We start from the raw sequence: 16,150 nt of genomic DNA, 5'->3' as shown, positions 1-16,150 counted from the left end.
TTATCACTTGTGCGTTATAACGGACAAATGCTACGGTGCCTGTCCGCTATAACGCACGAGGTGATTATGCGTCTGTTTTCTGTTCCTCCCCCTACATTACTGGCGGGATTTCTGGCGGTATTGATCGGCTACGCCAGTTCGGCGGCAATAATATGGCAGGCAGCGATTGTCGCGGGTGCCACCACTGCGCAAATCTCCGGTTGGATGACGGCACTGGGACTGGCAATGGGGTTCAGTACTCTTGCCCTGACATTGTGGTATCGCGTGCCGGTTCTGACCGCATGGTCAACGCCTGGCGCGGCTTTGTTAGTAACAGGGTTGCAGGGACTCACGCTTAACGAAGCCATCGGCGTTTTTATGGTCACGAACGCGTTGATTGTCCTCTGTGGTGTGACGGGATTATTTGCCCGCCTGATGCGCATTATTCCGCATTCTCTTGCAGCAGCGATGCTGGCCGGGATTTTATTACGCTTTGGTTTACAGGCGTTTGCCAGCCTGGATGGTCAGTTTACGTTGTGCGGAAGTATGTTGCTGGTCTGGCTGGCGACGAAGGCTTTTGCGCCACGTTATGCCGTAATCGCGGCTATGGTTGTCGGAATTTTTGTGGTAATACTGCAAGGTGACGTTGTCACAAAAAATGTTGTTTTTAAACCCGTTCTTCCTGCTTATATCGATCCAGAATTTTCGTTTTCTCACAGTTTAAGTGTTGCGCTACCACTTTTTCTGGTGACGATGGCGTCGCAAAACGCGCCGGGGATTGCAGCGATGAAAGCGGCTGGATATTCGGTTCCCGTTTCGCCGCTGATTGTCTTTACTGGACTACTGGCACTTCTATTTTCTCCGTTTGGCGTTTATTCCGTAGGGATTGCGGCAATTACTGCTGCTATTTGCCAAAGCCCGGAAGCGCACCCGGACAAAGATCACCGTTGGCTGGCCGCCGCCGCGGCTGGCGTCTTTTATTTACTGGCGGGTTTATTTGGCAGTGCCATTACGGGCATGATGGCTACCCTGCCCGTAAGTTGGATCCAGATGCTGGCGGGTCTGGCGCTGTTAAGTACCATTGGCGGCAGTTTGTATCAGGCGTTGCATAATGAACGTGAGCGCGACGCTGCTGTGGTAGCATTTCTGGTAACAGCGAGCGGACTGACATTGGTTGGGATTGGTTCAGCGTTTTGGGGATTAATTGCCGGTGGCGTCTGTTACGTGATGTTGAATTTAATGGCTGGTAGAAACCGATAATAAGAAGCGCCATCTTACGATGGCGCGACTGGTATTACTTTTTGTTAACGTCAAACATGGTGGCATCAGTCGCCATGTCATCAATAACTTGCTTAATGTTTTCGAAAGCCATTGGTGTACTTTCGTTATTCAGGTCTTTACCTTCGCCCTGGCGAACCACTTTAATCACCGGTTTGTTGGTAGCCGCGTCAATCAGCTCACCTTCAAAGTACAAACGGGTATCCATGGTACGGTGACCCGTCGCCATTTGCGTCCCCGCAACAACTAATGCGACAGGAACAACTTCATAGAACTGTAACCCTTCTTTGCTGGTATCAACACCGGTAATAGCACCACGGAAAATCAGACTACGTGGGCCAGCGGTAGTCACCAGTGGTTTACGCTGCGCAATCGCTTCTTTCATTTCGGTGTTGGTATAGCTCAAAATTTTATCCAGAACTTTCTGCCCTACCTGGGTAGAGGCTTTTGGCACTGGGTAATAGGTGATCGGATTCCAGACAATGCTGTCATATTTGCTTTGATCAAAATTTGGATCAACCCAGCGCAATACCGGTTTGCCCGTTGCTGACGTTGTTTCTTGAAGGTTGGAGTAATTGTTTAAAAAACCAGAATATTTATCCGGCTGGGTGATTTTAGAGGCACAACCAGACAGAGCCAACAAACCGCATAAAGCCGCAACTTTCGCAATCGATGTGGTACGCATGAATAATTTCCTGAGATAATTATATTACTTTTTAAGTTATAGCAAAAAGCGCCGCTTCGTGTTGTGGCAAAAAAAGTGTTGTTGAAAATAAATTTTCCAGCCCCTTTTCTGACAATATAGTCAATGACGAAAAAGGGGCTGAGTCAATCATCAGTTGTTAATCTTCAGGATGTTAAGCTAATAAAAAACTTCGCTTCTTGTGATTTATTTCACACCATATTGATAAAAAACATGCCTACCGAAAAGAACAGCCGTTAATCATCTCTACGCGAAGCATTTCCATACGCATTGTCCTTTTCTGATTATTTTTTGCGCGCCAACATAGTAGCAAAACGTAGTTTAATACGATTACCGTTGGCGTCGGTTCGGTGTAGTTCACCAACGTCTTCATTGTATTTCAGCATCTCCCAGCCTTCGTAATATCGACGCAACTCCCCCTCTTTGAAGGCAAATGGGAAGCCGACAGTACATGGGAAATCAGCGGTATCCATTGCCGCCACAATCAGGTTGTAACCGCCGGGTTTTGTGCAGCGCTGCATATTCGCAATCAGCCCTGGGATGGTTTTCGCCTCCAGGAACATCAGCACCACAGTAGAAAGAATAAAATCGTATTGTCCATCAAACGTGAGGCTATTCAGATCGACAACCTGAGTACGTAAATTTTCCAGATTTTCAATGGTTTTAATGCGCTCAACGTTGGCAATGCTCATAGCATTTTTATCCCATGCGTCAACATCAAAACCATTAGCTGCAAGGTAAAGGCTATTACGACCATTGCCACAGCCCAGATCCAGCGTTTTACCCGGTTTAACCACTTTCACGGCTTCCAGAACTTCGGAATGTGTGCGGGTTAATTCATATTTATCAGTAAAGTAGTTTTCATCACGAATGATCATTCTTTGTCCTCGGATTTCATTAAAACGGCGCGCTCAGTTCTGATTAATAATTTCCCCTGCATCAGAAGCGCGAAAGTACGGATGAGCAGTAATGCGATAATAAAATTGGTAAAGATAAATAGCGGCACCGCCAGCGTATGGAAAAAACCATTATCGCTGCCGCTACCCAGATGCAAACCGGTAGTTGCCAGCGCGGATACGCCGAACGAGAAACTCCAGAATGAGGCATTAAACGGTTGCGAGAGATACCACGGCATCAGGCGCAACATGAACAGTAGTTGCAGCAGCCCATAACCGAAAAGCATTTTCGCCAGTGTGTCACCCTCGCCACCGTTAACGCTTAACCAGGCGCTACAAGCGACCAGCGCAGGGGCAAGCTGAATACCGAGCGATGTCCGCAGCGCCGTGGGTAACTCACCCGAACTACGCAGCCGTTGAAGGATCACCGGTTCAAGACTCAACCAGGAGAAGACGCCAGCGCCTAAAAAAACCAGACCGGCATCAGTGTAACCTAACGCACCACAGGCCATTGCGCTGATAAAGTTATTGGCAACAGTCGGCAAATAAAGCCCCGGTGTCGTCGCTTCTTCAGGGTGAGAACCGCGCCATAATCCGGCAGTTTGCCAGGCGGCGTAAACCAGTTGAATCACTACGCCAACGCTGAACAGACACACTGCCAACGGGCGATACCACGGCACGAAACCAATTGCTACCAGCATCGTCGTTGCCGGAAACAAACTAACAAAACTGCTCATCACCGGATGGCGCACTTCTGCCAGCACACTGTGCGGAAAGCGCACCAGCCGGGTGATAAATGCCGTGGTCAGTAATCCCCAAATGATCATCGCCAGGATCACCAGACCATCACCTAACCAGTGACTGACCTGCCAAACCTGGCTGGCATAGCGCCAGGCAAACCCCATCCCTATCGTTCCCAACACAATGCCAAAGTAGCCAGCCGGTAAATTGAGCACTTTATCGCTCTGTATCTTCTTACTCATTTTGTTTAATTTATAAAGTATATTTGAAATGCATTTTATGGAAATTTCTCAAACATAGCCAGAGTCGCAGAATTTGCTACGGTTATAGTAAGTCACCTGCGGGAAAACGCTATGCGCAAATATCGTCTCAGTGAAGAACAGCGAGCCTTTAGTTATCAGGAAGATGGCGATAAAAAGAGTGTGTTATTACGGCAGATTATTGCCGTAGCCGATTTTAACGATGTGATAACGGGAACCGCTGGCGGCTGGATCGATAGCGAAACGGCGCTGGCACAGGAGGGAAATTGCTGGATTTACGACCAGAATACCATTGCTTTCGGCGGAACGGTTGTTTCCGGTAATACGCGTATCACCGGTAGTTGCGTGCTGCGGGGGGAGGTCTACGCAACGGATAACACCTGGATCGATAATAGTGAAATCAGCCAGGGAGCACATATAAGTGACAACGTCACGATTAAAGACTCATTAATATGTGGTCAGTGTAGAATTTTTGGTCATGCCTGTATCGATCAACATTCAATGATCGTCGCCACGCAAGGGCTAACGCCCGACCACCATCTTCTGCTGCAAATTTATGATCGCGCTAGGGTTAGCACCTCGCGAGTTGTCCATCAGGCGCAAATTTATGGCGATGCCGTCGTCCGGTATGCATTTATTGAGCATCGCGCCGAAGTTTTTGATTTTGCCCGTATTGAAGGCAATGAAGAAAACAACGTCTGGCTGTGCGACTGTGCGAAAGTCTACGGTCATGCACGTGTGATTGCCGGGACAGGAGAAGATGCCATTCCCACCCTTCACTACAGTTCCCAGGTAGCGGAACATGCCACGGTAGAAGGTAATTGTGTGTTAAAGCATCATGTTCTGGTTGGTGGTAACGCCATTGTGCGTGGTGGTCCGATTCTGCTCGACGAGCACGTTATCATACAAGGTGACAGTTGCATTACAGGCGCGGTAATGATTGAAAACTATGTGGAGATAACCGACCACGCCGTCGTCGAAGCCTTTGATGGCGACACTATTCATGTACGTGGTCCAAAAGTTATTAACGGCGAGGAACGTATTACACGAACGCCTTTGGCGGGATTATTGTGAATCGATAATGCGCGCATATATATTCACATCATCGTAAGCATCGTTAAGGAATTCAGCCTGTTTCAGACAACCTTCCAGTGTAAAACCATTACGCACGGCTACCTTGTTGCTTTGCGGATTGTCCACCCGACATTTGATCACGAAGCGTCGTAGCTCACCGATCCGGGCATAATGATGAATAAACGCCTGCAGCGCCTGAGAAATAATCCCCTGTCCCTGATGGGACTCGTCCAGCCAGTAGCCGATTTCCGCCGTTTTATTCAGCGGTTCTATACGATTAAATGAGATAACGCCGACGAGTTCATCTTCTTTGAAAATCATGAACATTTTGGCATAGCCGCGTTGATGCAACATCATATTGCCCTGCACCGTTTTTCGCGTGTCCTCTTCGCTGTGCACAAACTGCGGCCAGTTTAACGATTGTTGTAACCAGGTTTTGTTTTTACAGGTTAATTGATACAGCGGTGTGACGTGTCTTTCTTCAACGGCACGTAATTCAAGTGATTCACTCACTTTAATCGTCTCGGTCATAATCCTTACATCAGTTTAAAAAGCCGCCCTGCTGGCGGCTTAGAAAGTTTACATCTCTTTGACGCTTTCCTGCTGCAGGATTTTAAGCATCTCATCCTTTAACTGTAACTTTTGTTTTTTCATGCGAACCACTTCCGCATTGTACCCTCGACCGTCAGAACCTTCCTTTCTGGCAATTTCATGATCAAGTTTATTGTGTTTATCGAACAAGGACATAAAGCGAGGATTTTCGTTTTTCAGACGGGATATCAAATCTCGGTATTCTGGAAACATACGCACTCCCTGTTAGTGGCTGACAAGGTGTATCTGAAATACACACCATCAGATTACTCATTTAACGTAAGGAAAAATGCGAGCAGGATCGTGTTTAACCAGACGGCACCCTCCGGAAGAAGGTGCCGAAGAAAAGACGATTAATTCATCACGCGATCGTCAACATACTGACGTTTATCCGGTGCTGGTGGGAAATATTGATACAGCCATGTTTCACTGATGGCATCGCCCTGACAACGTAGATACATCCGCATATCAACCGGTTCGGTAGAGTCCGAGGTCGGATACCAGTCAAACTGAATACGGTAACCATCTATTGGTTCAATGTAGAGAATTTCGATTTGCTTCGCTTCACCACTGGAAAGCGTGATGACCGGTTCAATCCCTTTCGGCGCTGCTGCTTTCAGATCACCACCGACAAAATCGACGGCGAAACGACGCGCCCATTTTTCCGGATAGTGTTCACCTGGTGCCCAGCCTTCCGGAAAACCACCCATGCCGGTACGCGTCGCCATAACTCGCGCTAATGGACAATGAACAGGAGGTTGCGCACTCCAGTACAGACGATACTGGAACGCCAGTTCGTCGCCCGCTTTAATTGCTTTCTCCGGTTGCCAGAAACAGACAATGTTATCCAGCGTTTCCCCAGTTGTCGGGATCTCCATCAAACCGATAGTGCCTTTCCCCCACTGGTTACGTGGCTCCACCCACAGACTTGGGCGTTTGTTGTACCAGCCCATGATGTCCTGATAATGGGAGAAGTCGCGATCCAGTTGCAATAAACCAAACCCTTTGGGGTTGTTGTCGGTATAGGCATTGAACTGCAATTTTTGCGGGTTATTCAGCGGACGGCAGATCCACTCACCATTACCCCGCCACATGGAAAGACGGTCGGAGTCATGGATTTGCGGATGGATGGTGTCACACATCCGACGTTCGTTAGTACCACAACTGAACATGCTGGTCATCGGCGCAATGCCCAGTTGTTTAATGTCTTTGCGCGCATACAGGTGATTCTCAACATCCATAATCACCTGGCTCTTCTCACAATGGATGGTGAACTTATAGGCACCGGTAATGCTGGCACTATCGAGCAACGCATAAACGGTAAAGGTGGTTGCACCCGGTTTTACCGTATCGAACCAGAAAGCGGTAAAGTCGGGGAACTCTTCTTTGCTGTCGGTATAAGTGTCGATCGCAAGACCACGCGCCGACAAACCATATTGATAAGTGTCATCAACAGCACGGAAATAACTGGCACCGAGGAAAGAAACTACGTCGCGGCGCGCCAGTTCTGGCGCTTTAAACACTCGGAACCCCGCAAAGCCGAGATCGCTTTGCCCTTCCAGTTGTTTGGTATCGACACCCGCATCGTTGTATTTGAATAACTCCGGGCGGAAGTGAATTTCGCGCGCCAGATGAGTTGCCGGATCGACAGAGAACATGCGCACGCGGCGACGGAATCCCATTCCCATATGGAAGAACTGAGCGTCAAGCTGGCGATTTTCAACGTTATGCCATAACGATTTTTCGGCGTCGTATTGAATGCTGTTATAGGCCTGAGGCGTCATTGTCGCCAGCGTATCGGGTAACGGACGCGGCGCGCCTCGCCACGTTTTTTGCGCTAAATCATGCGCCATTGACTGTAAAATAGAGAAGTCAAAACGCTGGGTTTGCCCGTCGGCAATGTCCGATTCTGCTGCGAACGCAGCCTGAGAAAAAAGAGAAGCAATGCCGCTAGTCCCGCACACGGCGGCCATAGCCATTGAACCTTTAATAAATCGTCTACGATCCATACCTGAAAGTGAGTCCTTCTGGTGTAGTGAATGGTCCCGCGCTGGTCGTATTCAGCGGCAAGAAAATGCTTGTTTATAACCGCTCACTCTAGACAATATTTATTAATAATCCAATTGTTAGACACAGAGAATCTGCACAAATTGGCATTTTTTTTCTGTCGATGGGAAGAGCCTGATTCGTTTGTAAAATCAGGCAAATTTTTGCAAAGTCGGATGCACCGAATTTTAAAGCAAACCACAGCGGCGTTTACTGCGTTCTTCCGCTTCCTGATAGAGCTGAAACTCATCAAACACCGGACACCCCAGCGCCTGTTCAAAAGCTTCCCGGCTGGCATTGCCGCGACTGCGCATTTGCGTTTCATTGCCCAGATTCGACTGGAAGATCCCCGCAGCACTAACCGGCAGAAAATCCTCATAAGTAATAGGTTGCGCTACGACCCAACCACGTTCGATCAAAGGTTGAGGATCATCACCGGGATGAATCGCCCGACGATGTGCCTCACCCGACGGCGTCAGGCGATAACGAAACCATGCCAATCCATGCTGTCGCATCAGAAATTCACTGTCCGGAAAGGCACTAAAGGTTTCCTGCAGATGAAGTTGGTGAGTGAGATTATCCTGTCCTGTTCCGGCATTACGCAGAAGTACATCATACAGTTGCCGTCCTTTCGGCGTTAACGCCACACCGCGTTGCTCTATCTCGCCAAAGCGCGCGGTATGCGTCCCCTGCTTTTGCCCTGCAAACATGACCGACTCTTCCAGCGCCTTAAAGCTGGTCTGGCGCAGTAAAATCGGCACCTCGCGGCGCGGCGGTCCTTCGATCAGAATTTTGGGTTCGATACCGCATTCGGGCATCATCGACTGAACTCTGTCGATATCCAGGGTACGTGGCGTCAGGTGGTTAATATGGCAGCCGTGAAAACAGACCACATCAGCAATTAGTCGATGTTCGTTATGCAATGCGCGATATGTTTCTTCATCCACCGTTGCCGACTGATGCCAGCGAAACGTCTCCAGAGCTTCCTGCACAAACTCCCGCGCCTGTGCTTCGCTAAAGCCACCTTCCTGATCATATTCATCTAACAGTTGTCGACAACGCGGGGTAAAGATATCGCGCTGATGCAAAATCTCCGCCGCCTTCTGGCGTAAGGTTTCGTTTTCGATAAGCTCAAGGCGAAGTAATGAGGTAAAAACCCGGAAAGGATTACGCGCCAGCGAGGCATCATCGATAGGACGAAATGCCGTGGAATGTACCGGCACGCCCGCCTGCGAGAGATCGTAATAGCTCACCGGATACATCCCCATAATGGCGAATATCCGCCGTAATGTAGCAAGCTCCTGCGCAGTTCCCACACGTATCGCGCCATGACGTTCAACGTTAAGTCGCGCCAGCTCATCCGCATTAACCATTTTTTCATGCAATTGGGGATTGTTTTCCAGCACAGCCAGATTTACATCAGCTACCAGTTCCAGCAACGTACCGTACTGTGGAACTTCTTGCTGATACATGGCAGACATTGCCTGCGAAAACTGTTCCCGAATCTCATCCGCCGTGATGCTGTTCGCCATAATATCTGCCTCCAGTGGTCGATAATCTGGAGTGTAGGTAACTGCATTCACTCTGGTGTGAAGAATTTACAAACTGTGATCTCCCCGCGAAATCAGCAAAGCTGGACATTCCAAGGTAACAAAATTGCTTTAAATGTTAATAATATTTTGCAATCAGGTTATCATAATTAAACAACTTCACTTATCAGCGGCACCGCTTCGTTTTTAACATCGCTTATGGAAAAAAATAGTCTGTTTAGTCAGCGCATCCGTTTGCGCCACCTTCATACATTCGTAGCTGTCGCACAACAAGGAACTTTGGGGCGCGCGGCTGAAACCCTTAATCTGAGCCAACCTGCGCTCTCTAAGACACTGAATGAACTGGAGCAATTGACGGGCGCTCGCTTATTTGACCGTGGACGTCAGGGCGCACAACTTACCTTACCCGGCGAGCAATTTTTAACCCATGCAGTCAGAGTGCTTGACGCCATCAACACCGCTGGTCAGGCGCTTAATCGTAAAGAAGGACCTAACAATGATGTTGTAAGAGTTGGTGCATTACCTACTGCTGCGCTGGGGATCTTGCCTTCCGTTATCGGTCAGTTTCATCAACAACAAAAAGAGACCACTCTGCAAGTCGCTACCATGAGTAACACCATGATTCTGGCCGGATTAAAAACAGGAGAAATCGATATCGGTGTTGGCCGGATGTCAGATCCTGAACTGATGACCGGGCTTAATTATGAATTGCTGTTTCTCGAATCACTGAAACTGGTTGTCCGGCCTAATCACCCACTCCTGCAGGAAAACGTGACGCTAAGTCGGGTACTTGAATGGCCTGTTGTCGTATCACCGGAAGGCACTGCACCACGCCAACATTCAGATGCGCTAGTACAGAGCCAGGGTTGTAAAATTCCTTCGGGTTGTATCGAAACGCTTTCAGCCTCTCTTTCACGTCAGCTTACGGTTGAATATGACTATGTATGGTTTGTCCCTTCTGGCGCAGTAAAAGACGATCTGCGTCATGCCACGCTGGTGGCGCTGCCTGTTTCGGGACAGGGTGCTGGCGAACCTATTGGAATACTAACACGCGTAGATGCGACGCTCTCTTCCGGCTGTCAGCTAATGATTAACGCCATTCGGAAATCAATGCCGTTCTGAAAGGTAAAGGGATCTTGAGATCCCTTCTTTAATCTTTTCACGCCGTTACCAGACTAACTGAATCCCCCGCCACTCGTTGAGCTGCCGGCGCAGATTGTTTCGTCAGACGGAATACATCTACCGCTTCAGTTAATCGCGCCGCCTGCTCTTCAAGGGATACCGCCGCCGCAGAAGCCTCTTCCACCAGTGAGGCATTCTGTTGCGTCACTTTATCCATTTCAGAAATCGCCTGACTGACTTGCGTTATGCCCCTGCTTTGCTCATCCGACGCAGCAGCTATTTCCTGCATGATATGCGTGACGCTCGCCACAGCGTCCATTATGGCACTCATGGTTTTCCCTGCTGTCGTCACCTCATTAGCTCCTTGCCCAATTAATCTGACTGATTCACTGATCAGGCCTTCAATTTCTTTCGCTGCCTGAGCGCTACGGCTGGCGAGTGTACGCACTTCACTGGCAACGACAGCAAATCCGCGCCCTTGCTCACCGGCCCGCGCGGCTTCAACGGCTGCATTGAGCGCCAGAATATTTGTCTGGAAGGCAATACTGTTGATCACGGCGGTAATTTCGGAAATTTTCTTTGAACTGCTGGAGATATCCCCCATCGTTTTCACCACGCCGGAGACCGTCTGCCCACCATCGCTGGCTTTAATGGAAGCCTCTTGCGCCAGACGGCTTGCGTAGTGGGCATTATCCGCATTCTGTTTCACTGTCACAGTGAGTTGCTCCATGCTGGCAGCGGTTTGTTCAATCGCCGCGGCCTGTTCTTCAGTGCGCGAAGAAAGGTCGGCATTGCCAGCGGAAATTTCGCTGGTGCCGCGATAAATCTCCTCCGCCCCCTGACGTACCGTCCCGACAGTCATCACCAGCGAATGCTGCATTTGCTGCAAATGACGGCTTAAACGGCCAATTTCACTGCGCCCAGAAGGTTCGTCAGCCATTGTCAGATTGCCGCTGGCAATTTGTTCAATGCGTTGCGCAGCATGCTGCAGAGGTCGAATCACTATCCGACGCAAAACCATAAAGGTCATCAGCGTCATGACCAGGGCAAGCACAAACGCACCAATCATAAACATCACCCCCAGTCGAGTGCGCTGATGCGCCTGCTCCGTCAGGTGATTTGCTCTGGCACTACGTATTTCAACAGCGTTGTTTAAAATCTGGCTATAAACATTATCCAGCGATCGGATCTGCTCACTTTCATGATTAATAATCGCTTCGAACATGCCATTTTTGGCATATTTCAACATGGGTTGCAGACCTGTTATATAAGCCTGAAAACGTTGATTTAATTCAGCATCCAGAGCTTCATCATCACGTGTTTTCACACGGCGATTCTGGTAAGCGCGATAACCTTGCTGCGACTGTTTAATCTGCAATTCTGCTTGTGCAATATTTTTTTTCATCTCTTCCATTTCTGCGATCCGACTCGCCGCCCCGGCCTGAATCATATTGATTCGGGCTGAACGCAAAAAATCAGAGCTATTTGCTAACCCCGTACGAATCTGGATCTCGGCGGTGACATCTCGCTGATCGCGGTCAGCCTGCCAGAGAAAATATCCAGCCAGGGCTGAACTCAAAGCAAAAAGAAATAATATGCCGCCAAGAATGCAGGCAAATAACGGAACCAATCTGATGTGATGTAAAAAGCCTGAGCGGTGTGAGGATGTTGTATTCATGACCGTGGTCTCTCTTCCAGGTTTACTCCCGATAGAGGGTCATCGGCAATTGACGGTAATTGCTTACTGCCAAAAACCTGTTCATATCACATTTTTACAACAATTATTGCGATGAGAGATTATTACCGCCGGAATGAAGAAACCGGGAATCAGAAGGACGAAGGCCCCGATCGATAATGCTATCAACCGAGGCCAACGAATGAACCACACAATTCGGATGTTAGCCTCTTACCCGCCATCCGGCAAAGAGAAAGGCTATGAAGCGCCCCCTGGTGGCGTGTCTGCTCATTATTTGTTTCACAATACTGGCATTCACACTCCTGACCCGACAAACGCTCTATGAACTGCGGTTCCGGGACGGTGAAAAGGAGGTGGCAGCCCTCATGGCCTGCACGTCCAGGTAAGGGCAGCGCAGGGAGTTTTCCCCGCGTATCTGGCTGGCAGGTTCATTTTCTCATGGCACCCCTTTTTACTTTTCAGTTAGTGCACGTTTTTTTCGATGCGCTGATAGAACCATCGTTACAGACAAATTTGCCGCCAGCAGTGCAGTGAGAGATCCCCCCTTTCGAACCGGAACAAGGTTTTCGCCCTGCATCAGCATAAAAAGACATCAGTAATCCTATCAGTAAAATAAATGACAACTTCTTCATATAACCTCCATGGTTTGCCGAATCTTATGTTCGGTACAAAAGTTATACGCCGGACAGTTTTTATTTCACTTAGGGAGATCAAAGATTGGATTGGGGGAAATTGAGTAACGCTCTTAATAGAAAGATAATTTGATTAAATATTGGCCAGGCAAACATATAAACACGAATTCTGGTTTTATTTGTCATACAAATAAATATAATAGGTGCTTCCGATGTAGACCCGTATTCTTCGCCTGTACCACGGGTCTGGTTTAGTACAGGCGTTTTCTTTTACTGTTGTCAGGAACGCTTACGCGGCATCATGCGCAGAAGCGTATTGTCCTTCCAGAAATAGTGGTGCGCCAATGCAGCAGCGGCATGCAACCCAATAACGAAATACCCCAGATTTGCCAGCGTTTCATGCCACGATTTTAAGGTATCTACCAGATCGAAATTGGCCTCTGATGCATGAGGCATCATCACACCAAACGCAAACCACGGATTGCCACGGTTATACATCATCACCATGCCAATTATCGGCAGTGCGATAAACAGCAAGTAAATGACCAGATGCCCGAGATGCGCAAGCCCCGTCATCATTGGCTTTGGTTTAGGCACAATTGGTGGCGTTGGATATTTCAGTCTTAGCACGAGACGAAGCACCATCAGTACGAAAATCGAAATGCCACAGGAAACATGGATCATGTTGATAACCGGTCGATCGGCTCGCGGGAAAAATCCACGAAACTCCATCGCACAGTAAGCTGCGATAACCAGTAAAAAGACCAGCCAGTGAATACCGATTTGTAACTTTGAGTATTTATTTTCCATAACATTTCCTGATTTAAAACAATTTATTGTTAACATAACCAGCTTTTCTCAAAATTTCATTAAATATTGTTCACCCATTTTCAGTAGGTTACGTTTCACTGCGAGAATGTAGATTGCTCATCCCACCATCCTGGTCTAAGCCTGGAAAGGATTAATTTTCACCCACGAGTTCCTGACAGGAGAAAACCATGAGTAAAGTTGGTATTAACGGTTTTGGTCGTATCGGTCGACTGGTATTGCGTCGATTACTGGAGGTCAAAAGCAATATAGATGTTGTCGCCATTAATGATCTCACATCCCCGAAAATTCTCGCCTACTTGCTAAAACACGATTCAAACTACGGCCCGTTCCCCTGGAGCGTTGATTTCACTGAAGATTCACTTATTGTCGATGGCAAAAGTATTGCGGTTTACGCCGAAAAAGAGGCGAAAAATATTCCGTGGAAAGCGAAAGGTGCAGAAATCATTGTTGAATGTACCGGCTTTTATACATCCGCAGAGAAATCGCAGGCACATCTGGATGCTGGCGCGAAGAAGGTGTTAATTTCCGCCCCTGCCGGTGAAATGAAAACCATCGTTTATAACGTCAATGACAACACGCTGGATGGCAACGACACCATTGTTTCCGTGGCGTCCTGCACCACCAACTGTCTTGCGCCGATGGCCAAAGCACTCCATGACAATTTTGGAATAGAAGTCGGCACGATGACGACGATTCATGCCTATACCGGCACCCAGTCACTGGTGGATGGTCCGCGTGGTAAAGATCTACGCGCTTCACGTGCGGCGGCAGAAAATATTATTCCCCATACAACGGGCGCAGCAAAAGCTATTGGTCTGGTGATCCCGGAACTGAGCGGTAAACTGAAAGGCCATGCACAGCGTGTACCGGTAAAAACGGGTTCTGTCACCGAGTTGGTGTCTATTCTCGGTAAAAAAGTGACTGCCGAAGAAGTGAACAATGCACTTAAAAAGGCGACAAACAATAACGAATCATTTGGTTATACCGATGAAGAAATAGTCTCTTCCGATATCATTGGTAGCCATTTTGGTTCGGTGTTTGATGCCACCCAAACGGAAATTACCGCCGTGGGCGATTTGCAACTGGTAAAAACAGTCGCCTGGTACGACAACGAATATGGCTTTGTCACCCAGCTTATTCGCACCCTGGAAAAATTCGCCAAACTCTGACAGATACAGGCGGAGGGAAATGCCTCCGCCTGTTTTACACATTACGACTGTAAATAAACGACCTGGGTTTGCAGGTATTCATGCAAACCATGTTTACCATCCGCACCGCCAATACCCGACTTACGCCATCCGGCGTGGAAACCTTGCATCGCTTCAAAGTTTTCACGATTGATGTAGGTTTCACCGAACTTCAACCCTTTGATGGCTTTCATCGCGACGTTCAGATTTTGAGTATAAATCGACGAGGTCAGGCCGTAATCGCTGTCGTTAGCCATGGCGATAGCGTGTTCCAGCGTATCGAAAGCGACAACAGGCAGCACCGGGCCAAAGGTTTCTTCGTGCATAATTGACATTTCCTGGCGAACATCCAGCAATATTGTCGGCGGATAATAGTACCCTTTCCCCGCTACCGCTTTGCCACCAAGCGCCACTCTCGCGCCCTCTTCTACAGCACGAGCCACTTTCTGCTCAACCTTTTCCAACGCCGCGGCGTTAATCAATGGCCCCATTGCAATGTCGTTGCGTTCAGAAGGATTGCCAAACCGCACCGCCTGCATCGCTTCACCAAGTCGGTTAACAAACTGATCATAAATGCCTTTCTGTACATAAACACGTTCAGCACAGTTGCACACTTGCCCACTATTAATGACTCGTGAATCAACGATGGCTTTGACTGCCAGTTCAATATCAGCGTCATCCATCACAATAGCGGGCGCTTTGCCGCCCAGTTCCAGACACACTTTGGTGATATTTTTCGCCGCAGTTGCCATGATTTTCTCCCCGGCGGCGACGCTGCCCGTCATACTGACCATTGCGACCTTCGGGTTACCCGCCAGTTCCTGACCCACTGTTTCACCGCGCCCCAGCACAAGGTTAAACACGCCGCGTGGAAGGCCAATTTCATCGACGATTTTGGCGAAAGCAATTGCGTTATTTGGTGTAAATTCGCTCGGTTTAATGACGATGGTATTGCCGGTGAGCAGAGCGGGTGCCATTTTGCGGGCAATCAGGAAGAACGGGAAATTCCACGGCAGAATACCGGTGGTCACGCCAAGCGCACGTTTAAAAAGAAGAATATTCTCTCCCGGGCGATCGCTTTGAATAATCTCACCCTCGTAGCGCCGCGCCCACTCCGCCATATAATCAATATAGTCCGCCGTGAAAGCCACTTCGACTTCAGCCAGTTGCTGGACTTTGCCCCCTTCCTCGACAATCAGTGCACTAATTTCACTGGCGCGTTCGCGGATCCCGGCAGCGATTTTGCGTAACCAACTGGCGCGCTCAATGGCAGGCAATGCTTCCCATTCTGGTTGGGCGCGTTCTGCAGCATCGATTGCCTTACGGGCATCCTCAGCCTGACCATCAGGAATACGGGAAATAACCGTCTCTGTTGCAGGGTTTACAACATCAATCCATGCATCTCCATGCCAGGTAACAAACTGTCCATCGATATACATAGGATGTTGAACGGGTACTGACATGGGCGACTCCTGTGATTATTGTGTTTTTATTTAGTAAACATATTGTTAATAAACATCAATCATTGCGGAAACGGCATCGTGGAAGGACGAATCTGTGAAGG

17 protein-coding genes are annotated in these 16,150 nt (G+C 48.6%); 6 read left to right on the top strand and 11 right to left on the bottom strand.

The window, feature by feature from the left end:
- Nucleotides 1-27 precede the first annotated feature (27 nt).
- Complete coding sequence (locus tag C0K55_RS05855) at nt 28-1,239, top strand: benzoate/H(+) symporter BenE family transporter (protein WP_105266767.1); 1,212 nt, start codon at nt 28-30, stop codon at nt 1,237-1,239.
- A gap of 34 nt (nt 1,240-1,273) precedes the next feature.
- On the opposite strand, the gene C0K55_RS05850 is transcribed toward C0K55_RS05855, so the two are convergent.
- The 3 genes from C0K55_RS05850 to tehA form a co-directional block, all read right to left on the bottom strand.
- Nucleotides 1,274-1,942 (bottom strand): DUF3313 domain-containing protein, encoded by a 669-nt coding sequence (locus C0K55_RS05850; protein WP_001261035.1) that lies wholly within the window; start codon nt 1,940-1,942, stop codon nt 1,274-1,276.
- A gap of 302 nt (nt 1,943-2,244) precedes the next feature.
- Entirely contained in the window at nt 2,245-2,838 is a 594-nt protein-coding gene (gene tehB, locus C0K55_RS05845) for a tellurite resistance methyltransferase TehB (protein WP_000586710.1), read from the bottom strand.
- Nucleotides 2,835-3,827, bottom strand: a complete 993-nt coding sequence (gene tehA / locus C0K55_RS05840) for a dicarboxylate transporter/tellurite-resistance protein TehA (RefSeq protein ID WP_024191883.1) — start codon at nt 3,825-3,827, stop codon at nt 2,835-2,837. The genes tehB and tehA overlap by 4 nt, the downstream gene beginning before the upstream one ends.
- Before the next feature lie 123 nt (nt 3,828-3,950).
- Between tehA and ydcK the strand changes: the two genes are divergently transcribed.
- A complete protein-coding gene (gene ydcK / locus C0K55_RS05835; RefSeq protein ID WP_105266001.1) occupies nt 3,951-4,931 on the top strand; it encodes a YdcK family protein in 981 nt (326 codons plus the stop codon).
- On the opposite strand, the gene rimL is transcribed toward ydcK, so the two are convergent.
- From rimL to hglS, 4 genes are all read right to left on the bottom strand, one after another.
- The gene (gene rimL, locus C0K55_RS05830) at nt 4,923-5,462 is read right to left on the bottom strand and encodes a 50S ribosomal protein L7/L12-serine acetyltransferase (RefSeq protein WP_001516425.1); all 540 of its coding nucleotides are present in this window, start codon (nt 5,460-5,462) and stop codon (nt 4,923-4,925) included. The two genes, ydcK and rimL, sit on opposite strands and share 9 nt — an antisense overlap.
- Before the next feature lie 48 nt (nt 5,463-5,510).
- On the bottom strand, nt 5,511-5,735 hold the full coding sequence (locus C0K55_RS05825; protein WP_001516426.1) for a YdcH family protein: 225 nt from the start codon (nt 5,733-5,735) through the stop codon (nt 5,511-5,513).
- A 140-nt stretch (nt 5,736-5,875) separates the two neighbouring features.
- The gene (opgD, locus tag C0K55_RS05815; protein ID WP_061090526.1) at nt 5,876-7,531 is read right to left on the bottom strand and encodes a glucan biosynthesis protein OpgD; all 1,656 of its coding nucleotides are present in this window, start codon (nt 7,529-7,531) and stop codon (nt 5,876-5,878) included.
- Nucleotides 7,532-7,756: 225 nt separating this feature from the next.
- Complete coding sequence (hglS, locus tag C0K55_RS05805; RefSeq protein ID WP_000013743.1) at nt 7,757-9,100, bottom strand: 2-oxoadipate dioxygenase/decarboxylase HglS; 1,344 nt, start codon at nt 9,098-9,100, stop codon at nt 7,757-7,759.
- Nucleotides 9,101-9,316: 216 nt separating this feature from the next.
- On the opposite strand from hglS, the gene C0K55_RS05800 reads away from it, so the two are divergent.
- Nucleotides 9,317-10,240, top strand: a complete 924-nt coding sequence (locus C0K55_RS05800; RefSeq protein ID WP_105266000.1) for a LysR substrate-binding domain-containing protein — start codon at nt 9,317-9,319, stop codon at nt 10,238-10,240.
- Nucleotides 10,241-10,277: 37 nt separating this feature from the next.
- Here C0K55_RS05800 and C0K55_RS05795 read toward each other — a convergent pair whose 3' ends face one another.
- Nucleotides 10,278-11,918, bottom strand: a complete 1,641-nt coding sequence (locus C0K55_RS05795) for a methyl-accepting chemotaxis protein (protein WP_001098610.1) — start codon at nt 11,916-11,918, stop codon at nt 10,278-10,280.
- Nucleotides 11,919-12,117: 199 nt separating this feature from the next.
- Between C0K55_RS05795 and C0K55_RS26500 the strand changes: the two genes are divergently transcribed.
- Entirely contained in the window at nt 12,118-12,261 is a 144-nt protein-coding gene (locus tag C0K55_RS26500) for a hypothetical protein (protein WP_228929205.1), read from the top strand.
- A complete protein-coding gene (locus C0K55_RS05790; protein WP_233476860.1) occupies nt 12,206-12,322 on the top strand; it encodes a Hok/Gef family protein in 117 nt (38 codons plus the stop codon). The genes C0K55_RS26500 and C0K55_RS05790 overlap by 56 nt, the downstream gene beginning before the upstream one ends.
- A 72-nt stretch (nt 12,323-12,394) precedes the next feature.
- Here C0K55_RS05790 and C0K55_RS05785 read toward each other — a convergent pair whose 3' ends face one another.
- Nucleotides 12,395-12,568: a hypothetical protein gene (locus C0K55_RS05785; protein WP_000736410.1), complete on the bottom strand. Its 174-nt coding sequence runs from the start codon at nt 12,566-12,568 to the stop codon at nt 12,395-12,397.
- A gap of 279 nt (nt 12,569-12,847) precedes the next feature.
- The gene (cybB, locus tag C0K55_RS05780) at nt 12,848-13,378 is read right to left on the bottom strand and encodes a cytochrome b561 (RefSeq protein WP_000428995.1); all 531 of its coding nucleotides are present in this window, start codon (nt 13,376-13,378) and stop codon (nt 12,848-12,850) included.
- A 188-nt stretch (nt 13,379-13,566) separates the two neighbouring features.
- Here cybB and gap point away from each other — a divergent pair, with 188 nt between their 5' ends.
- Nucleotides 13,567-14,568: a type I glyceraldehyde-3-phosphate dehydrogenase gene (gene gap / locus C0K55_RS05775; protein WP_000048676.1), complete on the top strand. Its 1,002-nt coding sequence runs from the start codon at nt 13,567-13,569 to the stop codon at nt 14,566-14,568.
- A 41-nt stretch (nt 14,569-14,609) separates the two neighbouring features.
- Here the strand turns inward: gap and aldA are convergent, their stop codons facing one another.
- Nucleotides 14,610-16,049, bottom strand: coding sequence for an aldehyde dehydrogenase (aldA, locus tag C0K55_RS05770; RefSeq protein WP_000115909.1), 1,440 nt, complete (start codon nt 16,047-16,049; stop codon nt 14,610-14,612).
- Nucleotides 16,050-16,150: the final 101 nt, after the last annotated feature.

The organism is Escherichia sp. MOD1-EC6098, from assembly GCF_002965865.1.
In the GTDB taxonomy this organism is placed as follows: Bacteria; Pseudomonadota; Gammaproteobacteria; order Enterobacterales; family Enterobacteriaceae; genus Escherichia; species Escherichia marmotae.
The sequence above is the reverse complement of the archived record's forward strand: the minus strand, read 5'-3'. Positions and strand labels throughout refer to the sequence as shown.